The organism is Silicimonas lutimaris, from assembly GCF_047314965.1.
GTDB lineage: Bacteria > Pseudomonadota > Alphaproteobacteria > Rhodobacterales > Rhodobacteraceae > JAVJUV01.
Map to the genome: position 1 here is coordinate 1 of NZ_JBLBVK010000054.1, position 22638 is coordinate 22638.

Annotated in this window: 22 protein-coding genes; 4 read left to right on the forward strand and 18 right to left on the reverse strand. The window is 61.6% G+C overall.

All coding sequences use genetic code 11. The features are described 5' to 3' along the window. Positions 1-36 precede the first annotated feature (36 nt). The 3 genes from msrA to ACKLNI_RS14805 form a co-directional block, all read right to left on the reverse strand. Positions 37-690 (reverse strand): peptide-methionine (S)-S-oxide reductase MsrA, encoded by a 654-nt coding sequence (msrA, locus tag ACKLNI_RS14795; RefSeq protein WP_413719855.1) that lies wholly within the window; start codon positions 688-690, stop codon positions 37-39. 54 nt (positions 691-744) lie between these two features. Further along, positions 745-1974: an MFS transporter gene (locus tag ACKLNI_RS14800; RefSeq protein ID WP_413719856.1), complete on the reverse strand. Its 1230-nt coding sequence runs from the start codon at positions 1972-1974 to the stop codon at positions 745-747. Positions 1975-2062: 88 nt separating this feature from the next. Then, on the reverse strand, positions 2063-2362 hold the full coding sequence (locus tag ACKLNI_RS14805; RefSeq protein WP_413719857.1) for an imine reductase family protein: 300 nt from the start codon (positions 2360-2362) through the stop codon (positions 2063-2065). 191 nt (positions 2363-2553) lie between these two features. Between ACKLNI_RS14805 and ACKLNI_RS14810 the strand changes: the two genes are divergently transcribed. Continuing rightward, entirely contained in the window at positions 2554-2952 is a 399-nt protein-coding gene (locus tag ACKLNI_RS14810; protein WP_413719858.1) for a cupin domain-containing protein, read from the forward strand. Positions 2953-3042: 90 nt separating this feature from the next. Here ACKLNI_RS14810 and ACKLNI_RS14815 read toward each other — a convergent pair whose 3' ends face one another. Continuing rightward, positions 3043-5247 (reverse strand): primosomal protein N', encoded by a 2205-nt coding sequence (locus tag ACKLNI_RS14815; RefSeq protein WP_413719859.1) that lies wholly within the window; start codon positions 5245-5247, stop codon positions 3043-3045. 92 nt (positions 5248-5339) lie between these two features. Here ACKLNI_RS14815 and fsa point away from each other — a divergent pair, with 92 nt between their 5' ends. Continuing rightward, entirely contained in the window at positions 5340-5996 is a 657-nt protein-coding gene (gene fsa, locus ACKLNI_RS14820; RefSeq protein WP_413719860.1) for a fructose-6-phosphate aldolase, read from the forward strand. Between the two features lie 101 nt (positions 5997-6097). Here the strand turns inward: fsa and murD are convergent, their stop codons facing one another. The 14 genes from murD to ACKLNI_RS14890 form a co-directional block, all read right to left on the reverse strand. After that, positions 6098-7501 (reverse strand): UDP-N-acetylmuramoyl-L-alanine--D-glutamate ligase, encoded by a 1404-nt coding sequence (gene murD / locus ACKLNI_RS14825; protein ID WP_413719861.1) that lies wholly within the window; start codon positions 7499-7501, stop codon positions 6098-6100. After that, complete coding sequence (locus ACKLNI_RS14830; RefSeq protein WP_413719862.1) at positions 7498-7896, reverse strand: DUF6524 family protein; 399 nt, start codon at positions 7894-7896, stop codon at positions 7498-7500. Before ACKLNI_RS14830 ends, murD begins: the two co-directional genes overlap by 4 nt. Before the next feature lie 3 nt (positions 7897-7899). Next, positions 7900-8982, reverse strand: a complete 1083-nt coding sequence (gene mraY / locus ACKLNI_RS14835; RefSeq protein ID WP_413719863.1) for a phospho-N-acetylmuramoyl-pentapeptide-transferase — start codon at positions 8980-8982, stop codon at positions 7900-7902. Between the two features lies 1 nt (position 8983). Continuing rightward, positions 8984-10429, reverse strand: a complete 1446-nt coding sequence (locus ACKLNI_RS14840) for a UDP-N-acetylmuramoyl-tripeptide--D-alanyl-D-alanine ligase (RefSeq protein WP_413719864.1) — start codon at positions 10427-10429, stop codon at positions 8984-8986. Continuing rightward, positions 10426-11928: a UDP-N-acetylmuramoyl-L-alanyl-D-glutamate--2,6-diaminopimelate ligase gene (locus ACKLNI_RS14845; protein ID WP_413719865.1), complete on the reverse strand. Its 1503-nt coding sequence runs from the start codon at positions 11926-11928 to the stop codon at positions 10426-10428. Before ACKLNI_RS14845 ends, ACKLNI_RS14840 begins: the two co-directional genes overlap by 4 nt. A gap of 17 nt (positions 11929-11945) precedes the next feature. After that, positions 11946-13727: a peptidoglycan D,D-transpeptidase FtsI family protein gene (locus ACKLNI_RS14850; RefSeq protein ID WP_413719866.1), complete on the reverse strand. Its 1782-nt coding sequence runs from the start codon at positions 13725-13727 to the stop codon at positions 11946-11948. Further along, positions 13724-14050, reverse strand: coding sequence for a cell division protein FtsL (gene ftsL / locus ACKLNI_RS14855; RefSeq protein WP_413719867.1), 327 nt, complete (start codon positions 14048-14050; stop codon positions 13724-13726). Before ftsL ends, ACKLNI_RS14850 begins: the two co-directional genes overlap by 4 nt. Further along, on the reverse strand, positions 14051-15040 hold the full coding sequence (rsmH, locus tag ACKLNI_RS14860) for a 16S rRNA (cytosine(1402)-N(4))-methyltransferase RsmH (RefSeq protein ID WP_413719868.1): 990 nt from the start codon (positions 15038-15040) through the stop codon (positions 14051-14053). Between the two features lie 3 nt (positions 15041-15043). Next, positions 15044-15541: a division/cell wall cluster transcriptional repressor MraZ gene (mraZ, locus tag ACKLNI_RS14865; RefSeq protein ID WP_413719869.1), complete on the reverse strand. Its 498-nt coding sequence runs from the start codon at positions 15539-15541 to the stop codon at positions 15044-15046. Between the two features lie 638 nt (positions 15542-16179). Further along, positions 16180-17595 carry a cryptochrome/photolyase family protein gene (locus ACKLNI_RS14870; protein ID WP_413719870.1) on the reverse strand — a complete coding sequence of 472 codons (1416 nt, stop codon included), beginning with the start codon at positions 17593-17595 and terminating at the stop codon, positions 16180-16182. Positions 17596-17664: 69 nt separating this feature from the next. Beyond that, complete coding sequence (locus ACKLNI_RS14875; RefSeq protein WP_413719871.1) at positions 17665-18885, reverse strand: aminotransferase class V-fold PLP-dependent enzyme; 1221 nt, start codon at positions 18883-18885, stop codon at positions 17665-17667. A 46-nt stretch (positions 18886-18931) separates the two neighbouring features. Further along, complete coding sequence (locus tag ACKLNI_RS14880; protein ID WP_413719872.1) at positions 18932-20581, reverse strand: BCCT family transporter; 1650 nt, start codon at positions 20579-20581, stop codon at positions 18932-18934. 49 nt (positions 20582-20630) lie between these two features. Continuing rightward, complete coding sequence (locus ACKLNI_RS14885) at positions 20631-21047, reverse strand: universal stress protein (protein WP_413719873.1); 417 nt, start codon at positions 21045-21047, stop codon at positions 20631-20633. 200 nt (positions 21048-21247) lie between these two features. Continuing rightward, the gene (locus ACKLNI_RS14890) at positions 21248-21868 is read right to left on the reverse strand and encodes a hypothetical protein (RefSeq protein WP_413719874.1); all 621 of its coding nucleotides are present in this window, start codon (positions 21866-21868) and stop codon (positions 21248-21250) included. Between the two features lie 170 nt (positions 21869-22038). Between ACKLNI_RS14890 and rpsF the strand changes: the two genes are divergently transcribed. Continuing rightward, positions 22039-22401, forward strand: a complete 363-nt coding sequence (rpsF, locus tag ACKLNI_RS14895) for a 30S ribosomal protein S6 (protein WP_413719875.1) — start codon at positions 22039-22041, stop codon at positions 22399-22401. A 3-nt stretch (positions 22402-22404) separates the two neighbouring features. Then, positions 22405-22632 carry a 30S ribosomal protein S18 gene (gene rpsR, locus ACKLNI_RS14900; RefSeq protein ID WP_413719876.1) on the forward strand — a complete coding sequence of 76 codons (228 nt, stop codon included), beginning with the start codon at positions 22405-22407 and terminating at the stop codon, positions 22630-22632. The last annotated feature ends 6 nt before the right edge of the window (positions 22633-22638 follow it).

Sequence of the window (22638 nt, forward strand, 5' to 3'; positions counted from 1 at the left end):
CTTCCTGCTTCGGTCGCCGACGCAGTCGGCGAAATCTCAGGCGCTCACACCGGTTCCGATCGGACAGGTCACACCCGTGCCGCCGATTCCGCAATAGCCTCCGGGATTCTTGGCCAGGTACTGCTGATGATAATCTTCCGCGAAATAGAAGACCGGCGCCTCCAGGATCTCCGTCGTGATCGCGCCATACCCGCTCTCCGACAGGCGCGGCGCGAACATGTCCCGGCTGGCCAGCGCGGCGGCTTTCTGAGCATCGCCAAACGCATAGACGCCCGACCGGTACTGGGTGCCCACGTCATTGCCCTGGCGCATGCCCTGGGTCGGGTCATGCCCCTCCCAGAAGACCCGCAGCAGGTCGTCATAGGAGATCACCGCCGGGTCGTAGACCACGCGCACCACTTCGTTATGCCCGGTCCGCCCCGTGCAGACCTCCTGGTAGGTCGGGTTCGGCGTCAGCCCGCCGGCATAGCCCACCATCGTCAGGTACACGCCATCCAGCTTCCAGAACATCCGCTCGACGCCCCAGAAACAGCCCATGCCGAACATGGCCACCTCCATGCCGTCGGGCACGTCCAGCGTCAGAGGGCGTCCGCTGACGAAATGGGTCTGCGCCGTCGGAATGGCATCACGCCTGCCCGGCAAGGCCTCATCGGCAGTCACCATCTCGGCCTTCTTCTTCAAAAAGAACATCGCACGCCTCCTGCAATCCTATGCACCCCATATAGGGCGGTTCCGCTGCTTCGCCTACTCGGCCGGGGCCGGTACGGCCCGGCTGAACACGGTCTCGTGACCCGGCGCGGGATGGCGCGGGATCATCAGCGCCAGAACCAGCGAGATCCCCGCCATCACGGCGGCCAGCCCGAACACCCCGCCCGGAGAGACGATCCACAGATATCCCAGAAGCGCGGGCAGGAAGACAGCCGCGATATGGTTGATCGTGAAGGCCACGGCAGCAGTGGGTGCGATATCGCCCGGATCGGCGATCTTCTGGAAATAGGTCTTCAGCGCAAAAGCCAGCGCGAAGAACAGATGATCGACGATATACAGCGCCGCGGCCAGAACCACGCCCCAGCCGAAATAGTAGATCCCGCCATAGGCCAGGAAGACGATCGTCAGCCCGGCATACTCGAAGGCCAGCGCGTTGCGCTCGCCGAAACGCGCCACCGCGCCCCCCATCATCGGTGCAAAGATCATGTTGGCGAGGAAGTTCGCCAGGAACAGCGCCGTTACCTCGTGCACCTCGAAACCGAAGCGCTCGACCATCATGAAGGCCGCGAAGACCACGAAAATCTGCCGCCGCGCGCCCGACATGAACTGCAGTGCGTAATACAGCCAGTAACGCTTGCGCAGGATGAACTTCTTCACCTGCGGGTCCGGAGCCTCGAACTGCGGAAAGGCGATCATGCAATAGATCGCGATCACCGCGCAGGCCCCGCCCGAGATCAGGTAGACCGTGTTGTAGGACAGCTCGAACAGATCCCAGGTCGCCACCAGCAAGCCATAGGACAAAAGCGACGCGCCCGACCCGATGGCGACGATCCAGCCAAGAATGCGCGGCGCGTCCCGCTTCGGCAGCCACTGCAGTTGCAGCGACTGGTTCACCGTCTCGAAATAGTGGAACCCGACCGATGAGATGAACGTCACCATCAGGATGCCGCCCACCGAGGGAAACCACGCGGTCACGGCGGTCGCCACGCCCAGCATCAGAAGCGAGATCAACCCGAACACCTGCTCTCGGACGAAGACGATGATCGCGATCACCCCGACGGCAAGAAAACCGGGTATCTCGCGCACGGTGTGCAGCCACCCGATCTCGACCCCGGTAAAACCGGCGCGTTCGACCACAAAGTTGTTCAGAAGCGCGGACCATGTGGCAAAGGCAAGCGGCATCGCCGCCGCCATAAGGAACAAGAGCGTCGTGGGTCTGCGCCAGAACGGGAAGCCCCGCGCTTCCTCAAGGTGAACGATCCGCATTCGCGCGATTTACTCCCAACCATCACCTTTGGCCAGAGTTGCCACGCGCCCGACAATCGTCATGAAGGCCACGCCGCCGGTCTGGCGCTCAGTCTCGGTCAAGAACGTCGATCACTGCTGTCAGCGCCTTGTCTCCCAGCCCATCCGCCATGCCCTTATGCGTCATCTCGACAAACAGGCGGGGCAGGTCATCCCGCGCCCCAAGCGTCTCGAAACTCGCCAGTACATCTTCCAGCGCGGCCGCATAGGTCTGAATCGTTGCCGGCGGGTCATCGAAATTGCCTCCCGGCGCCGTCGATGCGAAATAATCGTAGAAGGGCTTCATCATCCCCATGGAGATCGGCACGAGGTCCGAGAAGGTCTTCCCGAAGAAACGGCGCCAGAGCATGTTGCTTCGCCGCTTCAGGCTGAAAGAAGCGCCGACCCAGTGCAGCCAGTTTCGGCAGGTGCAAATCGGGGCCCAAGAAGACCGACACTCCCCAAAGGCGCCGGGCCCGTTCTTCAAGATTTTCCTACGGTGACCGGAGCGCTTCGCTTATGCTCATCCCATCGCTTCACAACCCGGCAAAGGACGAAGACATGGCTGACTGCGTAAAGCTACGCCCCGGCGGCACCTATTCCGGCAAGCAAGGGTTCGATTATTTTGAGGGAATCGCGAAAGAAACCGTCGGCAGCCAGGGCGTGTGCATGCACCTGCTTCACGTCCCGCCCGGCGGCCGCGCGAAGGCCCACAAGCACGAAACCCATGAGACCGCTATCTACGTGCTGTCCGGTTCAGCCAAGATGTACTGGGGCGACCAACTGGAACACGTGATGGAGACAAACGCGGGCGACATGATCTACATCCCGGCGGACACGCCTCACCTTCCCTTCAACGATGGCGACGAGCCGGCCGTGGCCGTCATCGCCCGGACGGACCCCAACGAACAGGAAAGCGTGGTCCTGCTGCCGGAACTCGAAGCGCTGGTCCCCGGCTGAACACCGAGCCGCGCAGAACGTGCCATACACGTGCCATACGTTTTGCCGACGGTCTGCCGACGCTTCGCCGACGCCTGTATTCGGGGTGCCTCAGTAGAAGTTCTGCGGATCGATATCGATCGACAGCCGCAGGTTCGAAGGCAGCCTGATCTGCCTCACCCATGCCGCCAGAGCCGGCTGCAAAGGCGCGCCCTTGTCCGCCTTGACCAGAAGTCGAACACGGTGCCGCCCCCGGATCCGGGCGATCGGTGCGGGCGCCGGACCAAACACCTGCGCACCTATCCGCCGCAGCGGTTCCGCCTTTGCAGCCAATGCCTTACCCACATCGAACGCGTCCTGGGCATGAGGGCTGGACAGCACGATCCCCGCCATGCGGCCGTAAGGCGGCACCCCGGCATGACGGCGCTCCGCCGCCTCCGCGCGCCAGAAATCCTCCTCGTCTCCCGACAGGATCGCGCGGATCACCGGATGCTCCGGCTGGTAGGTCTGCAGCAGCGCCTCTCCGGGCCGCTCCGCGCGCCCCGCACGCCCCGCCACCTGCCGCATCAACTGAAACGTCCGCTCCGCCGCCCGCAAATCCGATCCCTGCAGACCGAGGTCCGCATCGATCACGCCGACCAGTGTCAAAAACGGGAAATTATGTCCTTTTGCAACAAGTTGCGTGCCAATGATAATGTCGGCTTCACCCTCGGCGATACGCTCGATCGCGGCCTTCAGAGCTCGCGCAGACCCGAACAAATCCGACGACAAGACCGCCACGCGCGCCTCCGGAAAAAGCTCAGCCACCTCCTCGCCAAGCCTCTCGACACCCGGTCCGACAGGCGCAAGCCGGCCCTCGACATCGCAAGACGGACAACGCTCCGGCATCGGCTTGGTCTCTCCGCATTGATGGCAAACCAGCCGTTTCTGAAACCGGTGCTCAACCATCCGCGCATCGCAATGGTCGCAACCGATCTGATGCCCGCAGGCCCTGCATATCGTCACGGGCGCATAGCCCCTGCGATTGAGGAACAGCAACGACTGCTCCCCTGCCTCCAGACGTCGCATTACTTCAACAGATAAATCACTTGAAATCCAACGGTTTGCCGGCAGCTTTTCATCCCTCATATCCAGCGCCCGCATACGCGGAAGAACCGCCTCGCCAAATCGCGACGTCAGGGTGACCCGTGCATATTTACCTGCCTCGGCATTGGCCCAGCTCTCCAGAGATGGCGTGGCCGAGGCCAGAACAACCTGCGCACCCGTGATCGACGCGCGCAAAACGGCCATGTCACGCGCATTGTACAAAACGCCGTCTTCCTGCTTGTACGATGTGTCATGCTCCTCATCGACAACGATCAGCCCGAGATCCCGGAACGGGAGGAATAACGCGGAGCGCGCGCCCACGACCAGCTGCGCACCTCCTTCGCCCACCATCCGCCAGGCCCGGCGCCGTTCGGTCATCGTCACGCCTGAGTGCCACTCGGCGGGCCGCGCGCCGAAACGGTCCTCGACCCGTGTCAAGAATTCCGCTGTCAGTGCGATTTCAGGCAAAAGAACAAGCGCTTGCCGGCCAGTTCTCAAGCACGCCGAAACGGCTTCCAGATACACCTCGGTCTTACCGGAACCCGTTACACCTTTCAGCAGAGTGGTTCCGTAACTGCGCGAGTTCACCGCCTGCGTCAGCGTCCTCGCCGCGCTCTCCTGCTCCGAAGTCAGAGCCTTTCGGCGATGGTCCGGTTCGAGCGCAGGATAGGGCAGATCGCGGGGACTTTGCTCCTCGGCCACGACACCCTGCTTCGCCAGTCCCTTGACCACACTCGTAGAGACGCCGGCCAGTTCGGCAAGTTCCGCCAGCGTGAAAGCCAGTCCACCGTATTCCTCCAGCACAGCCACGACCTTCCGCCGCGCATCTGTCCAACGGTCGGGCTCATCCCGGCTACCTCGCCTGTAGATCAGGCGCATCGATGGCGGATCGCCCAGCCCCGGCGACCTTGTGGCAAGACGCAGCATCGCCGACATGGGGGTCAGGGTGTATTCCGCGGCGCGGGTTAGGAACGACTTCATCTCCTCGCGCATCGGAACGGCATCAAGTACCCGAAGAACGGTGCGGACTTTCGACAGCTCGTAACCGCCCTCTCCCGGCCCCCAGACAACTCCCAGCACTTTCCGTGGCCCCAACGGCACTTCGACGAATGCACCTTCGAAACACCCCCCCGCCGGGGCACGATAGTCCAACGCCCGGTCAAGCGGTTGGGTCGTCAGGACCGAAATCAGGTCGCCTTCGTCGAAATGCCGAAGCAATGCACGCCTCAATCCGGTTGGAACGCTTTTCAGGGGTTCAGCCCCCCGGCTCAGTCCTGTATCAGTGCCACGAAACTCAATGTAACCGCCAGAGGGAGAGAGAAATGAAATTCTTCGTCGATACCGCTGACACCGCCGCCATCCGCGAACTTCACGAGCTTGGCATGGTCGATGGGGTCACCACGAACCCCTCGCTGATCCACAAATCGGGGCGCAACATCAAGGAAGTGATCGCAGAGATCGCCGAGATGGTCGACGGCCCGGTCAGCGCCGAGACAGTGGCAACCGACTATGAGACCATGGTCAAAGAAGGGCATGAGGTTCTGAAACTGGGCAAAGGCAATATCGCCGTCAAGGTCCCACTGACCTGGGACGGGCTCAGGGCTTGCAAACATCTGTCGAGCGAAGGCCACATGGTCAACGTCACACTCTGCTTCTCGGCCAACCAGGCTCTGCTCGCTGCCAAGGCGGGTGCGACCTTCATCTCGCCGTTCATCGGACGCCTGGACGACCTGAACCTCGATGGTATGGACCTGATCGCCGACATCCGCGAGATCTACGACAACTACGGCTTCAAGACCCAAATCCTCGCAGCCTCCATCCGATCGGCCAATCACATGAGCGAGGCTGCCAAGATTGGCGCCGACGTCGCGACCGCTCCCCCGGACGTGATCAAGAAAATGGCGTCCCACGTCCTGACCGACAAAGGCCTCGCGGCCTTCCTGGACGACTGGGCAAAGACAGGCCAGTCGATCCTGTAGGAGTTCCAGGCGAGGAACGACAATTTGTATCGAATTGTCGTTCCTATTGGAAAAAATACTTCGGGGGTGAGACCCGGAACGGGTCGAGGGGGCAGAGCCCCCTACCCGCCGATAACCTTTTGCACTTCGGCCACGAAATCCTCGCCTCGGCGCTCGAAATTGTCGTACTGGTCGAAACTGGCTGCTGCCGGAGCCAAGAGAACGGTTTCACCGGCCTCGGCTTCAGCGGCGGCCCTGGCCACTGCAACCGCCATCGTCTCGCAAACCTCGTGGGGAATTTCGGCAATCTCAAGCGCCACTTCCCGCGCCTGCCTCCCGATGACATAGGCTTTCGCCACTCGGCCGAGATGCGGCTTCAGCGCACCAAGGCCACCATCCTTCATCTGCCCGCCGACAATCCAACGGATCCGGTCGAACGCCTGCAGGGCCTTCCCGGCAGCGTCTACATTTGTGGCCTTTGAGTCGTTCACGAAGACCACACCGTCCTTCTCTCCAACGATTTGGGACCGGTGCGGCAGGCCTTGGAAAGTCTGAAATCCCTGCTCGATCAGCTTCGGGCTCAGCCCAAGCGCGCGCAGCGCTGCAAAGGCCGCGCAGGCATTCTGATGGTTATGCGAACCTGGCAGCCCCCTGATCGCACGCAGATCGACGGAAGCCACCTGACGCGCCTTGCGGTACTCGCTCAGGAACCCTTTTCGGGCAAAGACATACCATCCCGGCCCCTCGAGCTTGCGCTCGACGGAGACGCGGATCAGGCGGTCGTCTCCCGGACCTTCGGACAGTTGGTTGGCCAGATAGCGCCCCTCTATCTCATCCACACCAATGACCGCGCGATCCGGGCCGCCCTCCGCGAAGAGCCTGCGCTTGGCCGCGAAATAGCCTCCCATCCCGCCGTGGCGGTCTAGGTGGTCGGGCGTAAGGTTGGTGAACACCGCCACGTCGGGCGTCAGGGCCCGGGCCAGTTCCGTTTGGTAGGAAGATAATTCAAGAACCACCACACCGCCGTCCCCCGGCGGATCGATATCCAGCACGCCGCGCCCGATATTGCCCGCCAATTGGCTGTCGCGTCCAGCGACCGTCAGACAATGGTGGATCAGGGCCGAGGTCGTCGACTTGCCGTTCGACCCAGTCACGGCGATGACCTTCGGCGGCGTGTCGAGATAATCCCAGTCGGAGGTTCCCAGCGAGCGGAAGAACAACCCGATATCATTGTCGACCGGCACACCCGCTTCCATCGCACGGGCGATCCACTTGTTCGGTTCTGGGTACAGATGCGGAATACCAGGCGACACGATTAACGCCGACACACCGTCCCACGCCTCGCGCTTGGATAGGTCGTGGATCGTGAAACCCTCTGCTTCCGCCCTTGCACGCGCCTCGGGACTGTCATCCCAGCAGAGCGCCGTACCGCCACCTGCCTCGACGGCGCGCGCCGCCGATCGGCCCGAACGGCCCAGACCAAGAATCACCAGACGCTGATCGGCGACGCCTTGTACGGGTATCATCCCTCGACCTCGTCATCGACCTCAAGCTGGCCGGACAACCGGCGCCAGAGGATGCCCCAGTACATCCCTACGGCAAACACGACCGACAATGCGATCAGGGCAATCCAGGTGTTGGAGGTCGGATTATCGAGGCTGATCCAGCCGAAATCCACCAGCACCCAGACCAAGGCGGTGACTACCGCGAGGATCAGCATCACGCCAAGTGCGCCGATGCCTCGCAGCACGGCCGTGAGGAACAGAACATAGGCCACCAGAAGAACCAGCCCGCCAAGCACGGCCAAAGGCATCTGTTCCTGCCAGTTCGTGACGGCCCAGCGGGTATAGTTCCACTCCGTAGGATTGAAGGTCAGCGCCAGAAGAACAAAGGCGAAAAGCCAGCGGACAAGGAAACCCATCCCCTACCTCACCTTCAGAGTGGCTAGGCCGACAAGGGCAAGGATCAGGGAAATGATCCAGAACCGGATGACGATCTGTGGTTCGGCCCATCCCTTCTTTTCAAAATGATGGTGTATGGGCGCCATCAGGAATACGCGCTTCCCGGTCATCTTGAAGTAGAAGACCTGAATAATGACACTGAGCGCCTCGACCACGAAGAGCCCTCCGATGATCGCCAGAACGATCTCGTGCTTGGTCGCCACGGCGATTGCGCCGAGCGCGCCGCCAAGGGCAAGCGATCCGGTATCTCCCATGAAGACCGCCGCAGGCGGCGCGTTGTACCAGAGGAACCCTAGGCCGCCGCCAATAAGGCCAGCAGTGAATATGAGGATTTCTCCCGTTCCCGGCACATAGTTGATGCCAAGATACTCGGTGAAGTCGGTCCGGCCCACTGCGTAGGCGATCACACCCAGAGACCCGGCAGCGATCATCACAGGCATGATCGCAAGTCCGTCAAGACCATCGGTCAGGTTCACCGCATTGGCCGAGCCGACGATCACCAGCATCGCAAAGGGAACGAACAGGATCCCGAGGTTCAGAAGCAGGCTGACGACCGGGATTGCAAGATGGTTCTGAAGCGGCTCCGGATGCAGCCAAATCGCCCAGAAGCCCGCAATGGCCGCAATGGCAAAGCCGATGGCCAACCGCGCACGACCTGAGACGCCCGCGTGCGAGTTGCGTGTAACCTTCTGATAATCGTCTATGAAGCCGATTGCCCCGAATGCAACGGTCACAAAGAGCAGCATCCAGACGAAGCCTTCGTCCAGCCGTGCCCAAAGAAGCGACGACGTGACCAGTGCCCCTAGGATCAGGACGCCACCCATCGTCGGAGTTCCGGCCTTGCTGATGATATGACCTTCCGGTCCGTCATCCCGAATGGGTTGTCCATGCTTCTGCTTTTGCCTCAGCAGATTGATGAGCGGACGACCGAACAGGAAACCGAAAACGAGCGCAGTGAAGAACGCACCCCCTGCACGGAATGTTATATATCTGAAAAGATTGAAGAAGTCCCCGCCGTCTGAAAAGATGGTCAGCCAGTATAACATCTCACACGGTTCCTTCCTGTTCCCTGCCGCCTGCTTTGGCAAGCTTTCGCAGGGAGTCAACCACAAGGCTGACCTTCGATCCCTTGGAGCCCTTGACTAGGATCACATCTCCCGCGTCGACTAGATGATGCACTTCCGACGCCAGCATCCCGGCGCTTTCCACCCATCTTCCGCGTTTCTCGGCTGGCAGAGCGTCATACAGGTTCCGCATCCGCGGTCCGACACAGTCGACCCGGTGAATGCGCTCCATCGCCGGGTGGTCGGCCAACACGGCATGCAGCGCGGCCTCGTCCTCGCCGAGTTCCAGCATGTCACCGAGGATGGCAATACGCCTGCCTTGCGAAATGCGGCCGACCCCATCCTTGACCGGAACAGCCGCAAGAACCTCGAATGCCGCCGCCATGGAGGCCGGGTTGGCATTGAACGCATCGTCGATCAGCTCGATTCCCTGATCCTCGACCGGATCAAGCAACAGGGTTTCCCTCAACCCGCGTCCGGCAGGGGCATGCCAACTCGCCAGATCGCATGCCGCCAGGTCCCAGTCCGCGCCGACTTTGGCCACAGCCCCCATCACAGCCAGCGCGTTCATGGCAAAGTGCTTGCCCGGAGCACCGACCTTGAGCAGGAACGGATCCGAGCCGAACACTCCCTCGATCACGCTGGCATCGGGCGTCAGCGTCAGCCTCACGGCCCGCAGCACTGCATCGGCGTGCTCGCCAAATCCGATCCGGTGCGCCGCGTATTCCTTGGCCACGGCATTCAGGATGGGCGCGGTCTCCACGTCGGCGTTGAAGATCGCGTATCCATCCGGCTCAAGGCCTTCGAAAATCGAGGCCTTCTCGTTGGCGATGCCTTCGACGCTCTCGAATGCAGCCAGATGCGCGGGCGCGACGGTCGTGACGATGGCGACGTGCGGGCGCGCCATGCGCGACAGCGGTGCGATCTCACCGGGATGGTTCATTCCGATCTCGATGATCGCGAAATCCGTGTTGGCGGGCATTCTCGCCAAAGTCAGTGGCACGCCCCAGTGATTGTTGTAGCTGGCCTCAGCCGCATGTGTATGCCCCTGCCCCATGAGGACATGGCGCAGCATGTCCTTGGTCGACGTCTTGCCGGCCGAACCTGTCACCGCAATGATCCGTGCGCCCGTTCTGGCGCGCGCCGCACGGCCAAGAGCTTCCAGCGCGACCAGAACGTCTTCCACGATCAAGAGCGGAGCGTCTGCTGAAACACCGTCCGGCACTCTCGACACCAGCGCTGCCGCCGCCCCCTTCGAGAGAGCGTTCGCGACGAAATCGTGCCCGTCGCGCAGATCCTTGAGAGCGACGAACAGATCGCCGGCTTCGATGGTTCGCGTGTCGATCGAGACGCCATGCGCCTTCCAGTCGCCACGCAACTCGCCGCCCGTCGCGAGGGCCGCCTCGCGCCCCGTCCAAAGCGCCGTCACGACGGTCTTCCGTCCAGCGCGGCCACCGCGACGCTGGACTGCTCAACATCATCGAACGGCAGGATCGCATCCCCGACAATCTGTCCTGTTTCGTGCCCCTTCCCGGCCACCAGCAAGGTGTCGCCGGGCCCCAGCGCATCCACGGCCCGCAGGATCGCCTCGGCGCGATCGCCAACTTCATAGACTTCGGCCGCTCCCTTGCGCGCCCCAGCCATGATCTCGGCGCGAATGGCGGCAGGATCTTCGCTGCGCGGATTGTCGTCCGTAACGAAGGCGATGTCCGCGTGATCAGCCGCCGCGCGGCCCATCAGAGGCCGTTTGCCGCGATCCCGGTCTCCACCCGCACCGAATACGACGATGAGGCGTCCGAAGACATGGGGCCGGACCGCCTTGAGCGCCGTAACCAGCGCGTCGGGCGTATGCGCATAATCGACGAAAACGGTTGCTCCATTATCGCGTCGGGCAGCGAACTGCATGCGGCCGCGGACAGTCTCAAGAGTGTGCAGCGCGTCAAAGGTCTCGTCCGGATCGGCACCCGTCGCGATGCACAGCCCGGCGGCGATCAGCGCGTTCTCGGCCTGGAAACCTCCAATCAGGCCAAGACGCACCTGATGTATCTTTCCGCCCCATTCGAAGCGCAGTTCCTGACCGGTCGGGTCGAACCGCTGCCCCAGGATTCTCAACGCCGCCATTTCGTCCCGACCAACGGTAAGAAGGTCCTGACCTCGGTCATCCACGATCTCGGCCATGCGCTGGCCCCATGGATCATCCATGTTGATGACCGCCGTCGCGTCTTCGGGAAGAACGCGGTCGAACAGACCCGCCTTGGCCGAAAAATACTCTTCAAAATCAGCGTGGTAATCCAGATGATCCTGGCTCAGGTTGGTGAAGGCCGCAGCTGACAGGCGGACCCCGTCCAACCGCCTCTGGGCCAGCCCATGGGACGATGCTTCCATCGCCGCGTGAGTCACGCCTTCGTCCGCAAGACGCGCGAGAGCCTTGTGCAACGTAATGGGCTCCGGCGTCGTATGCTGCAACGGCGCGGTGAAGGCGCCTTCTATCCCGGTCGTGCCGATGTTCACGGCTTCGGCACCCATCTCGACCCACAGCTGGCGCGTGAAGGTCGCAACACTTGTTTTGCCATTTGTGCCTGTCACCGCCACCATCACATCCGGCTGGGCTTCGAACCACAGGGACGCCGTGAATGCCAGTGTCTCTCGGGGATCTTCCGCGATGATCAGCGGCACGCCGCTTTCGGCCAGGACTTCCTCGGCGATCAGCGCCCCTTCGCGGTCGGTCAGTATTGCGCCCGCCTTCATGCGTATTGCGTACTGGATATACTCCGCGCCATGCACCTTCGTTCCGGGCAGTGCAAAGAACAGGTGCCCTTCCTTCACGTCCCGGCTGTCGACGGACAGACCGGTCACGCGGACTTCGCCGGTTTGCTTCGCGGTAAGCCCGAGCTCGGCCAGCGTCTTCGTCTTGGCTCGGGTCTGCATTGCGGTTCGCCTCCGGTTCAGTTTCTCGCCAGTGTTACACCCGCCTCAGGGGAAGGTTCAACGGCAGGTGCCAACCCCAGAAGCGGGGCGATCCGGCGGATCACCTCGGCCGCCACCGGAACGGCAGTCCAGCCAGCCGTCCGTCGCGGCTCCTTGCCACTGGTCTCGACGGCTTCGTCGAGAGTCACGATCAGGACATAGGACGGATCATCGGCCGGAAAGACCGTCGCAAAGGTCGCAATAACCTTGTCCTCGTAATACCCGCCCTGAGGTCGCGGCTTGTCAGCGGTACCGGTCTTGCCGCCCACGCGATAGCCTTCCACTTCGCCCAGCGACGCCGTTCCGCGGGACACCACCTGCCGCAGCATCTCGCGCGCCTGCCGCGAGGTATCCTCGCTGACGATGCGGGGCCCGGGCACGTATTCCTCTCGCTTGAGCAAGGTGGGTGTGACTTGCAGCCCGCCGTTCAGAAGCGATGCATAGGCCGAAGCGAGATGCATGGGGCTAGCTGAGATGCCATGCCCGTAAGAGATCGTCATCGTGTGGATCTCGGACCAGTTCTTTGGTAGCAAGGGCCGCGCACCCGGCGCCTCGACCAGTTCCAGCGGCGTCGGTGCGAACAGGCCAAGATTTTCCAGGAATTCCTGCTGACGCTCGGCACCGATCATCATCGCGATCCGAGCCGTTCCGATGTTCGACGACTTCACGATTACGTCCTCGACCGTCAAAGCTTTCCCGTAATTGCGGAAATCCCGAATCTTGTGGCGTCCCCACGTCAACGGACCGGTGATGTCGATGGAGGTTGAGCGACTGACCAGCCGTTCCTCGATACCCTGGGCCGCCGTGAAAATCTTGAATGTCGATCCCAACTCGTACACGCCCTGAACCGCACGGTTGAACAGAGGACTGTCTCCGGGATCGCCTTGGGTCAGTGGTGAAGGCCGGTCATTGGGGTCGAAGTCCGGCAGGCTGGCCAGCGAAATGACCTCACCGGTGTGGATGTCCATCAGAACCGCGGCCGCGCCCTTGGCATTCATGAGGCGCATACCGCCTTCAAGCACACGTTCCACCGCCGCTTGAACCGTCAGGTCCAGCGACAGCGCCAGCGGCACGTCGCCCCGGCCCGGATCACGCAACTCTTCGTCAAGGGCCTTTTCGATACCCGCGACGCCGATCACTTCTGCCGACGAAACGCCCTCGCGGCCGAATCCGGCACCGCCCAGGACATGCGCCGCCAGACGGCCGTTCGGATACAGACGCATCTCGCGAGGCCCGAAAAGAAGACCAGGATCGCCGATGTCGAACACGGCCTGCTGCTGTTCCGGGCTGATCCGGCGCTTGATCCAGATGAATTTCCGTTTGCCGGTGAACTGGCGGATCAACCGCTCTTCATCAAGGTCCGGAAATATCTTCACCAATTCCTTCGCGGCGCGGATCGGATCGATCATCTGCGGTGGCTGCGCATAGAGCGAATGGGTGGTCAGGTTCGTCGCTAGAATGCGTCCGTTCCGATCGGTGATATCGGCGCGGGCGGCAACGATCTGGGCGCCCGATGCGGCCGCCGGCGGCTCGGCGGGATCGGAAGCAGCGAGAAACGACATCTTCAGCGCAACCATGGCGAAGGCGCAGAGGAAGGAGACACCCAACACAAGGAGGCGACCTTCGGCCCTTTGGCGCGCAGAATCTCGATCCGCCTCATGCCGCGCGCGCAGATTTTCGCGTTCGATCACATCGGGGTTCTGGCCCTCCCGGCGCGCCGCGAGAATCCGGGCGAGAGGACGCAGGGGTGTCCGCGTCATTCGTCGTCTCCCCGATCCATGACTTCGACGGCGTTTTCGACGGGATACCCGATCTGATCGATGTTTCCGAAATGATCAGGCCGAAGCGGCAGCAGGCCAAGACGATCAAAATTCATGTCGGCGAGATCCGCGAGGCGTTCGGGACGATTCAGGTAGGCCCACTCCGCCCTCAGAACCGCCGCGCGTTCGCGCAGATCCACAATCTCGGCCCTCAACTCGCGCACTTCGCGCAGCTTGGCCTGCGTTTCGTAGTTCTGCCGATACGCCCAGACGGCCAGTCCCATCACAGCGAAGGCGGTCATGATAGAGAGAAGGGACTTCATCTAGACCTCCACCATCTTCGGCAATCCAAGCCTTGCCCGGTCGACCGGGCCGGCGGGGGCATCGGTCCGCCTTCCGACACGCAGGTTCGCCGACCGTGAGCGCGGGTTCCGGGCCACCTCTTCCGCCGAAGGTGGAATCGCCTTGTTGCGCGCCTCGAACCTGGGCGCCTCCTCGACCAATTGCGGCTGGTAGCGATTGGCCCCGCCCGACTTGCCGGAGCGCGCCTGAAAGAACCGCTTGACAACACGATCCTCGAGCGAATGGAAACTGACGACCGCCAGCCACCCTCCTGGCTTCAAGGCCCGTTCAGCGGCCTCCAGCCCCTCAACTAGTTGCCCGAACTCGTCATTCACCGCGATGCGCAGCGCCTGGAACGTCCGAGTTGCGGGATGGCTTTGTCCGGGTTTGGGTCGCGGCAGGACGGCTTCGACGATCCGCACGAGGGCCCCGGTCGTCTCGATCGGCGCGTCCTGCCGCGTTTTCACGATGGCACGGGCAATGGAACGGGCTGCCCTCTCTTCACCATAGTGATACAAAATATCCGCCAGCATGGCCTCCGAGGCATCCGCCACAAGCTCTGCGGCAGAAACTCCGGCCTGGCTCATTCGCATGTCGAGCGGACCTTCGGCCATGAAGGAAAATCCGCGCTCAGGCTGGTCCAACTGCATCGACGAAACGCCGAGGTCCAGAACAACACCGTCCAGCGGCTGATCGGCATACTCGTCCAGATCGGAAAACGTGCCTTCGACCAGGCTCAGGCGATCTCCGTATTCGTCGGCCCAGCCGGCGGCCATTTCGAAAACCATCGGGTCCCTGTCGACCCCGATCACCCGGTCAGCGCCCGCATCCAGCAAACCTCTCGCATAGCCCCCCGCCCCGAACGTCCCATCAAGCCAAACGCCACCAATGGGCGCACAGGCCTCCAGGATCGCATCAAGCAGGACCGGGATATGAGGAGCATCTTTCGCGGCGCGGGCAGCAGCGGCCATGGATCAGACCTCCTCCTCTTCGAGAAGAGTCCAGATGTCGGCTCCCGACGGCAAGCTGTCGAGCAAATCGTCAACCGCGGTATCATGGCTGCCGAAGGTCTCCGGCTTCCAGATCTGGAACGTATCGCCCATCGCCATGAAATAGGCTTCGCCATCAATACCGATCTTCTGGCGCAATTTGGCGGGAAGAACGATCCGCCCGGTCTCGTCGACCGTGGCAGGCAGCGATTGACCGTTGAACAACTGCTCCATAGCGCGGCGCTTGACCGAACCTCGCGGCATGCGCGCGATCTTCTCATCGACCTCGTTTGCCGCATCGATTGTGAAGCATTCCAGGAAATCTCGGCGATGATCGCCATAAACTATAATGAATTCCGGGGATTTGCCCTCGGACCAGCTCGGGTCGCCATCTTCCAGCACACGGCGAAAATGGGCCGGGATCGACACCCTGCCCTTTGCGTCCACCTTCTGGACGCTTTCGCCTCTAAACCTCCGAACCACTGTCCCGCGGCCCCTTTTTCAAGCCCCAAAAAATACGAAAACGGCGGATCGGACTGCTGCCACTGTCCGATCCGCCGCCCTCGTCCCGTCTCCGGGATAGTCCAGCTGCGCGCGCCACCTGGGGGGATGTCTGCTCGCCCGCGCGCCGGATCTCGTCATCGGATGAAAGCGGGTGCCTGTATGAAACCTGCTCTTTTTTTGGTTCGCCTGGGGTCGTTGTGCGCCCCGAGTACTGATCCCGTCTCATCCGGTGATTTGGAAGGTGCCATGGGAAATCATGGGAATCAAGAACATTTTATGGGATTTCTTGGCTATCCAGCTCCAGCCTGAACGAAAGAAATCGAAATATTGGGTCTATATTTAGATAAATCGCAAATTAAATACCATATATAGTATGAAGCAAAAATTCGCTCTGAGTTCCATGATTTCCCGCAATGCAGCGAAAATCCTAGTTCAGATCAGAGAATCACGGGAAAAACGAAGCTGCAAGCGGCATATCCCATGAGTTCCCATGAAAACGAGTCGCCGCCGCGCACGAGGCAGATCTTTCCAATCCTCGCGGGATGGTTCCGGAACGGTTGCAAATTGCGGCTCCGACAGGCAGAAGCCGCTCAGCGTCTCAATCGACGTGTGTAGGGTCAGAAATCCCGCGCCTCGTAGGCAGCCAAGGCTCGCGCCCGTCCTTCGGCCAGATCAACCACGGCCTTGGGATAAGCTCTCCCCGAAGAAAGCCCCCAGCGTTCCGGAATTGCATCGAAGTATGACAGAGCGGTTTCTGTCGGCCTCGCCTCGCCTTCCGCGATCCATCGTCGGCGATATGTTCCTTCCGGGTCGAATTTCTCCAGCTGTGTCGCCGGATTGAACACGCGAAAGTACGGCGCGGCATCCGGACCCGATCCGGCCGTCCACTGCCACCCCATGGCGTTCGACGCAGGATCCCAATCGATGAGGCAGTGCTCGAACCATCTCTGCCCTATCCGCCAGTGGCACATGAGATGCTTGGTCAGGTAGCTGGCCACGATCATCCGAGCCCGGTTGTGCATGTGGCCGGTGACATACATCTCGCGCATCGCCGCATCGACGAATGGCTCACCTGTCCGGCCCTGTTTCCATGCAAGGACCTCGGGTGCATCCTCGTCTTCGCTCCAGGGGAAACTGTCCCAGCCCTCGCGCCAATTTCCGGAAACGATATGCGGAGTATGCCAGACCAGGTGATATGCGAATTCGCGCCATACCAACTCTTTAAGGAAGTGCTCGGCCCCGGACTTTCCCTCGGCCATCGCGGCCATGGCAGCGCGCCAACACGCGCGCGGGCCGATCTCGCCCCAAGCAAGGTTTTCACTCAGTTTCGATGTGGCATCCTCAGCCGGGAAATCCCGCCGCGCCTTGTAACCCTCGATTCGATCACGAACGAAACGCTCCAGACGAGCAAGCGCAGCCTTCTCGCCAACACAGACGTGACGCGCCACGACACGGGCGCCCCGCTCCATCGCGCGCTCCAGCCCCCAAGCTCCCAAGGTATCACTTTCCGGCCACGCCTTGGGCGCCGGGATCGCGTCCGGCCGCGACAACGGCGCCGCCACGGCTGTATCGCGCACCGCACGCCAGAACGGTGAGTAGACCTTGTAGAACCCGCCGTCCTTGGTCTTTACAGCCCAAGGCTCGAACAGCAGGTGACCCGGCAGGCTCTTGGCGTCCATCCCGGCGCCTTCAAGTGCTGTCTTCACGCTCTTGTCCCGCGCGACCTGCTCGGGATCATAGGCCCTGCTCCATCGCACGGCGGTCGCGCCTGTCTCCCGGCAGAGATCCAGCAGAACATCGGTTGCCCTGCCACGCCGCAGGATCAGCCGCGACCCCATGGCTTCCAGCGTTTCGGCAAGCTTCGCGACACCGAGCCCAAACCGCCACAACGGCGCCGCAGCATATCCTCCGAACACCTCGTCGAGGATGAACACCGGGACCACCGGGCCCTTTGCGTCCAAAGCCGCCCTCAAGGCCGCGTTGTCGCCCAGTCGCAAGTCCTTGCGCACCCACCAGATCACCGGGTCTGCCATGTGGTCTCCTTTTTTTGCATGGCGCAACATAGGGCGGCACAGGGCGCGTCAATGGCCGGCGGCCATCAATCAGAGAACGTGATGCAGCGCCTTGATCAGTCGCTCAATCTCCTGCTCGGAGGTGTAGTGCGTGAAGCTGAGCCGCAGAACTCCGTGATCGAGGTCGATCCCCATCGCTTCCAACGGACGAACCGAGTAAAAATCCCCGCCTCCGGCGTTGATGCCGTGTGACGCCAATTCCCCTGCCAGCTCTTCGCCAGGACGATCGGCCAGCATGGCGACGGTCGGCGCACGCACGGCCGCATCTTTCGGACCAAGAACCCGGACGGAGTTTCGCGAAGAAAGGAATTCCATCAGGGGCTGCAACAGTGCGACTTCACGCTGCCGCATGGCATCATGCACGGTGGCCGCCCTGCCCCGCGCGTCCTGGTGGGGAACCCCGAGAGACGCAAACAGTGTATCGCAATAGTCCGCGATGCCGGCACAGGCCGCGATCTGTGCATGATCCGGCCCGGCCGGCGTGAAGCGTTTGTACAGTGTGTCGCCGTTGAAAAAATGCCCCTGGTTCGGCAAAGCCTCACCCAACGTGCGGCGGATCACCATCACGCCCTGATGCGGCCCATAGGTCTTGTAGGCCGAGAAAAGGTAGATATCGGCCCCAAGCGCATCCACATCCGGAATCCCGTGCGGCGCATAGCTGACGCCATCAACGCAAACCGGAACATCTTCTGTATGTGCAAGCGCCACTATCGAGGCGACATCGTTGATCTCTCCCACCACGTTCGAGCAATGCGGAAAACACAGCAGGCGGGCCCCTTTCAGAAGTGGCCGCAGACGCTCGGGATCAAGATGCCCATTGTCCGGGTCGATTTCCCAGACCCGCACCTCGATTCCCGCGCCGGCGAGACGGCGCCACGGACCCGAATTGGCCTCGTGATCTTGGTTGGTGACGATGATCGCATCCCCAGGCTCCAGCCACTCCCGAAAGGCCTGAGCCAGCACATAGGTGTTCTGAGTGGTCGACGGGCCGAAGCTGACCTCGTCCGTGTCAACGCCCATCATCTCGGCAAGCCGCCGCCGCGCCTCGTCCATTTCCTCGCCGCCGACGCGGCTGGAGTCGAATTGCCAGTAGGGCTGCACCTTGCGCTCGCGGTAAAACCGCTCGAGTCGCTCCACGACGAAACGGCAGGGGTAGGAACCTCCAGCGCTTTCGAAGAAGGCTTCATTCCTGAGTGAAGGTTCGGAGAATGCCGGGAACTGCGCCCGGACGAAATTGATATCGAGTGTCATGGGGCGCAGATGACTGCGCCCCATGCCTAAGGTCAAGCAGGTGTGATCAACGTGGCTCGCTCATCAGCCCTTTCAGGATCGCCCAGCACATCAGCAGCAGAACGACCGTGAACGGCAGCCCGGTCGATATGACCATGGCCTGAAGCGACGTCAGGCCGCCTCCAATCAGCAAAGCGATGGCCACCAGCCCTTCAAAAGTGCACCAGAACACCCGCTGCGGAACCGGCGCGTCAATCTTGCCGCCGGCCGTAATTGTGTCGATGACCAGAGACCCCGAGTCGGACGAGGTCACGAAGAATACGATCACCAGCACGATGCCGACAGTCGAAGTGATGCTTGCCAGCGGCAGCCCCTCCAGCATCGCAAAAAGCGACAGCTCCGGCTTATACGCGTCGATCACATTGGCCTTCACCGCGCTGGACCCCGGATTGGCGATCATGTCAGCGATGGCGGAACCCCCGAATGTCGCCATCCAGAACACGCACACAAGCGACGGGATGATCAACACGCAGATCAAGAACTCGCGAACGGTGCGGCCTCGCGAAACGCGGGCGATGAACATTCCTACGAAAGGTGACCACGAGATCCACCAGGCCCAGTAGAAGGCGGTCCAGCCCTGCATGTAGCCAGTGTCTTCCCTGCCGAACGGGTTGGACAACGCAAAGATCTCCTGCCCATACGCGCCAAGACCGGCAACAAACTCCGACAGGATGGTTCCTGCGCCGGCAGCGAAAAGCACGAAAAGCAGAAGTGCCGCCGCGATCACCATGTTGATCTCCGACAGAACCTTCACCCCGCCGTCCAGGCCGCGAAGGACCGAGATCAGCGCGATGCCGGTGATGCCGATGATCAGGATGACCTGCACGGTCACGCTCGACGAGATGCCATAGACGTAGTCCAGTCCGGCATTGGCCTGCTGAGCACCGATACCCAGCGACGTCGCAAGTCCGAACAACGTCGCAAAGACGGCCAGCGTGTCGACCAGGTGCCCCCACCAGCCCCAGACGCGGTCGCCCAGGATCGGATAGAATGCGGATCGGATCGAAAGCGGAAGTCCCTTGTTGTAAGAGAACAAAGCCAAAGCCAGCGCCACGATGGCATAGATCGCCCAAGGGTGAAGCGCCCAGTGATACGACGTCGCCGCGAGCGCCATGCGTCGAGCTTCCTGGACATTCGCCTCGATCAGAGCGCCGTCCTCGGCGAACGGCCGGACAACGCCCAAGGGTTCGTCGCCCCATGGCGTGCCGAAGTAATAGGCTGGCTCAAGCACGCCGAAGAACATCAGTCCGATCCCCATGCCCGCCGCGAAAAGCATCGCGAACCAGCCGGGATAGCCGTAGTCGGGCGTGGCATCCGCGCCACCAAGTCGGACACCTCCCAGCGGTGTAACAATCAGAAGCAGGCAGAAGATCACGAAGATATTCGCGGCCATCAGGAAGAACCAGTCAAACGTGCTGGTCAAAGCCGGACGCAGCCATCCGAAGAAATCCTCGGCCTGCCCCGGGAATGCCAGTGCATAGGCAACGAACAGTACGACAAGGCCTCCCGAGATAACGAAAACCGGATTGTGAATATCGAAACCGAAGGGGCCGACCGCACCCTCGATATTGTCTTGTCCTATCTCGTAGTCGGTCTGGATCAGATCGGCATTGCCCTCCGGTTCGGGGATACCCTGGTTAGCGGTTTCATCGGCCATGTCAGCCTTCCTCCGTGTCCTTGATTTGCAATTGTCCGGCGCGCCGGTCTCAGTCACGCACGACGAAAACTGAGGCGCTGGAATGCGCGGCCAGCTTTCCGCCATTGGACGGCCAGACATAGTCAGCCAGTCCCGGGACGTGGGATGCCATGATCACCAGATCGGAACCCGTGTCCGACACCGCCTTCATCAGCGCGTCATCGACATCCACCGTCGGATCATGACTCACGGCCATGTGCACATCGGCCTGAATCCCATGCGCTTCCGCCTGCTCCGCGCCAAACGCCTGAAGCCGGCTTTCGAATTCTTTGGGATTGTGGCCCTGCGTACCCGGCGTCGCCGCCGTGACGCCGACATAGGTCACTGGAACGTCGAAAGCGCTCGCATAGCGGCCGGCAACCTCCAGCGCCTTGTGCAGCCGCGGAACATGCGACAGGTCTACGGGCACCATTATTCGTGAAAACATCGCTTCCCTCCTGACACCAGCATGGATTTTGCTGCAGGCGGAGACGCTGGTTGGCCTTAACTTGTTATTTTTATAGGGCTTCGTCCGCCTGCCAAATATGACCCTTCACGGGTCAGCCTATGGAGTGGACAGTAGCAGGAGTGCCCCATGGCGGCAAATCATGTAGCCTGAGCGACATACGCTGACGCTTTTGGGCGCTTTCAGGCGGCCGAAGCCGCCATCTTTGCCGCCAGCCTCTCCGAGGCCGGTTTGACGAAATCGTCCATCTTCTTGCGAACCCGCCTGATCTCGGACTCGACGCCTGTCGCGATCCGAAGCGGCTTTTCGCCATCGATCAGGTAGATCAGGCAATGACAGTCCTTGCCCGACAGCGAACGCGTGATCCCAACTCCTATGATTTGGTCGAGATCGACGCTCGCCAAGACCTGCCCCCTGCCCCGCGGATTACGAGACACGAAGCGGATTTCGTGGCGCACGCGATCGACCTGCACTTCAGGACGGAACCCGCGAGCAGATACGGACAGAAGAATGCCGCCTGCCAATCCCAGTATGCAGGTCAGCACGAATTTGATCATGATCGCATCGCCCGTATACAGCGAGCCCGGGAGTATCCACTGACCGAATGCGGCAAGCAGGAAGGCGATACCAAGTATCGTCAGGCCCCATTCGATGATGGCATCGGACGCCTTCGCTTCCATGTCTGCTGGCCTGATCCGAAAGCCCCAGGGCATCTCGATCAGTTCCAAGACCGGCTCTTCGGCCTCTGCTTTGTTTATTTGGCTGATCGCGTTCATCGCTTTCAGTATCTGCTTCGTCTCCACTCTCCATAAAATTGAAAAACGGCAAGAATGAGACGGGTTGAACTGTTCTTCCACCCGTGTATAAGCCACCGGTCCGCCGCAGGATCGATTGACCGGCGCAGCCTCTCGTGGACGGGAGCGGCGGAGTGACACCGTCCTATGAAGTGCGCCCTGATAGAAGTGGAGAGAACATGCCGCTGTATGAGCATGTGATGATTGCGCGTCAGGACCTGTCCAACGCGCAGGCAGAAGGTCTCGTCGAACATTTCGGCACCGTCCTCGCGGACAACGGCGGCAAGGTCGTCGAAAGTGAGTACTGGGGCGTCAAGACGATGGCCTACAAGATCAACAAGAACCGCAAGGGCCACTATGCCCTCCTGAAGACCGACGCGCCTGCGCTGGCCGTTCAGGAGATGGAGCGCCTGATGCGTCTGCACGACGACGTTATGCGCGTGTTGACGATCAAGGTTGACGAGCACGAGGAAGGCCCCTCGGTACAGATGCGCAAGAGCGACGACCGTGAAGGCCGCCGCGAACGCCGTAGGGAGGACTAAGTCATGGCTGCAAAACCGTTTTTCCGCCGCCGCAAGGTCTGCCCCTTCTCGGGCGACAATGCACCGAAGATCGATTACAAGGACGCGAAACTGCTCCAGCGCTACGTCTCCGAGCGTGGTAAGATCGTTCCCAGCCGTATCACCGCGGTATCGGCGAAGAAGCAGCGTGAACTGGCCCGTGCGATCAAGCGCGCGCGTTTCCTCGCGCTTCTGCCCTACGCCGTGAAGTAAGGAGAA

Coding starts and splice junctions, on each gene's coding strand:
- ACKLNI_RS14870 (WP_413719870.1), bottom strand. CDS start 17,595: ATGGCAGACCCGGTGATCTGGTGGGTGCGCAAGGACTTGCGACTGGGC.
- ACKLNI_RS14885 (WP_413719873.1), bottom strand. CDS start 21,047: ATGTTTTCACGAATAATGGTGCCCGTAGACCTGTCGCATGTTCCGCGG.
- ftsL (WP_413719867.1), bottom strand. CDS start 14,050: ATGAAGTCCCTTCTCTCTATCATGACCGCCTTCGCTGTGATGGGACTG.
- ACKLNI_RS14810 (WP_413719858.1), top strand. CDS start 2,554: ATGGCTGACTGCGTAAAGCTACGCCCCGGCGGCACCTATTCCGGCAAG.
- rpsF (WP_413719875.1), top strand. CDS start 22,039: ATGCCGCTGTATGAGCATGTGATGATTGCGCGTCAGGACCTGTCCAAC.
- ACKLNI_RS14845 (WP_413719865.1), bottom strand. CDS start 11,928: ATGCAGACCCGAGCCAAGACGAAGACGCTGGCCGAGCTCGGGCTTACC.
- ACKLNI_RS14800 (WP_413719856.1), bottom strand. CDS start 1,974: ATGCGGATCGTTCACCTTGAGGAAGCGCGGGGCTTCCCGTTCTGGCGC.
- msrA (WP_413719855.1), bottom strand. CDS start 690: ATGTTCTTTTTGAAGAAGAAGGCCGAGATGGTGACTGCCGATGAGGCC.
- ACKLNI_RS14850 (WP_413719866.1), bottom strand. CDS start 13,727: ATGACGCGGACACCCCTGCGTCCTCTCGCCCGGATTCTCGCGGCGCGC.
- ACKLNI_RS14880 (WP_413719872.1), bottom strand. CDS start 20,581: ATGGCCGATGAAACCGCTAACCAGGGTATCCCCGAACCGGAGGGCAAT.
- ACKLNI_RS14830 (WP_413719862.1), bottom strand. CDS start 7,896: ATGGGTTTCCTTGTCCGCTGGCTTTTCGCCTTTGTTCTTCTGGCGCTG.
- rpsR (WP_413719876.1), top strand. CDS start 22,405: ATGGCTGCAAAACCGTTTTTCCGCCGCCGCAAGGTCTGCCCCTTCTCG.
- ACKLNI_RS14805 (WP_413719857.1), bottom strand. CDS start 2,362: ATGCTCTGGCGCCGTTTCTTCGGGAAGACCTTCTCGGACCTCGTGCCG.
- fsa (WP_413719860.1), top strand. CDS start 5,340: ATGAAATTCTTCGTCGATACCGCTGACACCGCCGCCATCCGCGAACTT.
- mraY (WP_413719863.1), bottom strand. CDS start 8,982: ATGTTATACTGGCTGACCATCTTTTCAGACGGCGGGGACTTCTTCAAT.
- murD (WP_413719861.1), bottom strand. CDS start 7,501: ATGATACCCGTACAAGGCGTCGCCGATCAGCGTCTGGTGATTCTTGGT.
- ACKLNI_RS14875 (WP_413719871.1), bottom strand. CDS start 18,885: ATGACACTCGATATCAATTTCGTCCGGGCGCAGTTCCCGGCATTCTCC.
- rsmH (WP_413719868.1), bottom strand. CDS start 15,040: ATGGCCGCTGCTGCCCGCGCCGCGAAAGATGCTCCTCATATCCCGGTC.